Annotated in this window: 3 protein-coding genes; all 3 read left to right on the top strand. The window is 62.1% G+C overall.

Annotated features, from left to right (window positions below; all coding sequences use genetic code 11):
* Positions 1–595, top strand: a 595-nt coding sequence (locus tag EN984_RS30955; protein ID WP_164765766.1) for a class 1 fructose-bisphosphatase, incomplete at its 5' end; no start/stop codon positions are given.
* 8 nt (positions 596–603) lie between these two features.
* Positions 604–1,476, top strand: coding sequence for a phosphoribulokinase (locus tag EN984_RS30950; protein ID WP_027036917.1), 873 nt, complete (start codon positions 604–606; stop codon positions 1,474–1,476).
* Positions 1,477–1,486: 10 nt separating this feature from the next.
* Positions 1,487–2,511: 1-deoxy-D-xylulose-5-phosphate synthase N-terminal domain-containing protein (locus EN984_RS30945; RefSeq protein WP_245480154.1), on the top strand; the 1,025-nt coding region annotated here is incomplete at its 3' end.

Below are 2,511 nucleotides of genomic sequence, written 5' to 3'. Positions count from 1 at the left end.
GCTAGGCGCCGGTTTCTTCATCTATGGGCCGCAGCTGGCACTCGTCCTGTCGCTCGGCAGCGGCACCCATGTCTTCGTCTTCTCGACAAGGCTCGGCACCTTCGTCCAGGCCTATGAAAGCCGGATCATTCCGCAACGCACTCAGGAATTCGCCATCAACGCCGCCAACTACCGGCACTGGGACGAGGCCGTGCGGCTCTATGTCGACGACTGCCTGGAGGGCACCGAAGGACCGCGCGAGAAGGATTTCAACATGCGCTGGATCGCCTCTCTGGTTGCCGACTGTTACCGCATATTGATGCGCGGCGGCGTTTTTCTCTACCCCGGCGATCGACGCAAGGGCTATGGTCAGGGACGGCTGCGCCTCGTCTACGAGGCCAACCCGATCGCCTATCTCATAGAACAGGCTGGTGGTGCCGCCACCGATGCAATCAACCGAATCCTGGAAATCGAACCCGAGAGCCTGCATCAGCGCGTGCCGATGATCTTCGGGTCGGCGCGGGAAGTCGCGCGCATCACCCGCTACCACACAGAGCCGAGCAACATCGGTGAGCGTGCGCCGCTGTTCAGCCGCCGCGGCCTGTTCAGAGCCTGAGCAGCACCATGTCAGCCAAGCACCCCATCATCACCATCACCGGGTCGTCGGGCGCCGGCACGACCTCGGTCAAGCGCATCTTCGATCTGATTTTCCGGCGCGAGAACATCGAGGCCGCTTTCATCGAAGGCGACGCCTTCCACCGCTACGATCGCGCGGCGATGAAGGCAAAGGTGGCCGAGGAGGAAAAGGCCGGCAACCCGAACTTCACCCATTTCAATGCCGCGGCCAACGAACTCGGAATTCTCGAAGAGGTGTTCGCGGAATATGGCCGCCGCGGAACCGGCAAGACCCGCACCTACATTCACGATGAGGAAGAGGAAAAGCAGCACGGCACGCCACCGGGAACCTTTACCGAATGGCGCGAATTCGCTCCCAGCGACCTGCTCTTCTACGAGGGGCTGCACGGCTGTGTCGTCACCGACACGATCAATTTGGCCAAGCATGCGGATCTCAAGATAGGGGTCGTGCCGGTCATCAATCTCGAATGGATCCAGAAGATCCATCGCGACCGTTCGACACGCGGCTATTCCACCGAGGCGGTGATGGACGTGATCCTGCGCCGGATGCCCGACTATGTCCGCTACATCGTCCCGCAATTCTCGCAGACCGCCATCAACTTCCAGCGCGTGCCGATCGTCGACACGTCCAACCCGTTCATCGCGCGCTGGATCCCGACGCCCGACGAATCGATGCTGGTTATCCGCTTCGCCAATCCGCGCGGCATCGATTTTCCGTATCTGCTGTCGATGATCCACGACTCGTTCATGTCGCGGCCAAATTCCATAGTGGTGCCAGGCAACAAGCTCGATCTTGCCATGCAACTGATCCTGACGCCGCTCATCCTGCAATTGATTGAACGCAAGAGCCGTGTGTCGTGAGGAGGATGCAATGACCAGCCAAACAGCACTGAAGCCCGTCACCACAACCGCTCCCGTCTCGGAGCGCGACATGGCGAACGCCATTCGCGCGCTGGCGATGGACAGCGTCCAAAAGGCGAATTCGGGTCACCCTGGCATGCCGATGGGCATGGCCGACGTCGCAACGGTGCTGTTCAACCGCTTCATCAATATCGATCCGTCGAGGCCGGACTGGCCCGACCGTGACCGTTTCGTGCTTTCAGCCGGCCACGGCTCGATGCTGCAATACGCGCTGCATCATCTGCTCGGCTATGAAGACATGCAGATCGAGGAATTGCAGCGATTTCGGCAGTTGGGCAGCCGCACCGCCGGACATCCGGAATATGGCCATGCGCTTGGCGTGGAGACCACCACCGGACCGCTGGGACAGGGCATTTCCACGGCGGTCGGCATGGCGCTGGCGGAACGCATGCTTGCCGCCCGCCACGGTGCCGATCTGGTCGATCATCATACCTATGTCATTGCGGGCGACGGCTGCCTTCAGGAGGGAATCAGTCACGAGGCAATAGACCTCGCTGGTCACCTGAAGCTTTCCCGCCTGATCGTCTTCTGGGACGACAATGCGATTTCCATTGACGGGCCGACCTCCCTCTCCACGTCGATGGACCAGCCGGCGCGCTTCAAGGCCGCCGGCTGGGATGTCCAAAGTGTCGCCGGCCACGACATGGAGGCAGTCGCCGCGGCAATCGAGGCGGCGCGGCGGTCGGATCGGCCATCGCTGATTGCCTGCCGCACAGTGATCGGCATGGGTGCCCCCAATCTCGGCGGTTCGGAGAAGACGCACGGCGCACCGCTGGGTGAAGCAGAGATCGCCGCGACACGCGAAAACATCGGCTGGGCGCACGCACCGTTCGATGTGCCGGATGATATCCTTTTCGCCTGGCGCGAGATTGCCGGTCGCGGCGAAGCGATGCGGCGCGCCTGGGAGCAGCGGCTTGCCGCCTCGCCGCGGCGCGAGGCTTTTGAAAACGCTGTCGCCGCCGAACTGCCTGATAC

This window comes from Mesorhizobium sp. M7A.F.Ca.CA.004.12.1.1, assembly GCF_003997835.1.
In the GTDB taxonomy this organism is placed as follows: domain Bacteria; phylum Pseudomonadota; class Alphaproteobacteria; order Rhizobiales; family Rhizobiaceae; genus Mesorhizobium.
Note: the sequence above shows the minus strand (reverse complement) of the source record. Positions and strands in the feature narration are given on the sequence as shown.

Coding starts and splice junctions, on each gene's coding strand:
- EN984_RS30950 (WP_027036917.1), top strand. CDS start 604: ATGTCAGCCAAGCACCCCATCATCACCATCACCGGGTCGTCGGGCGCC.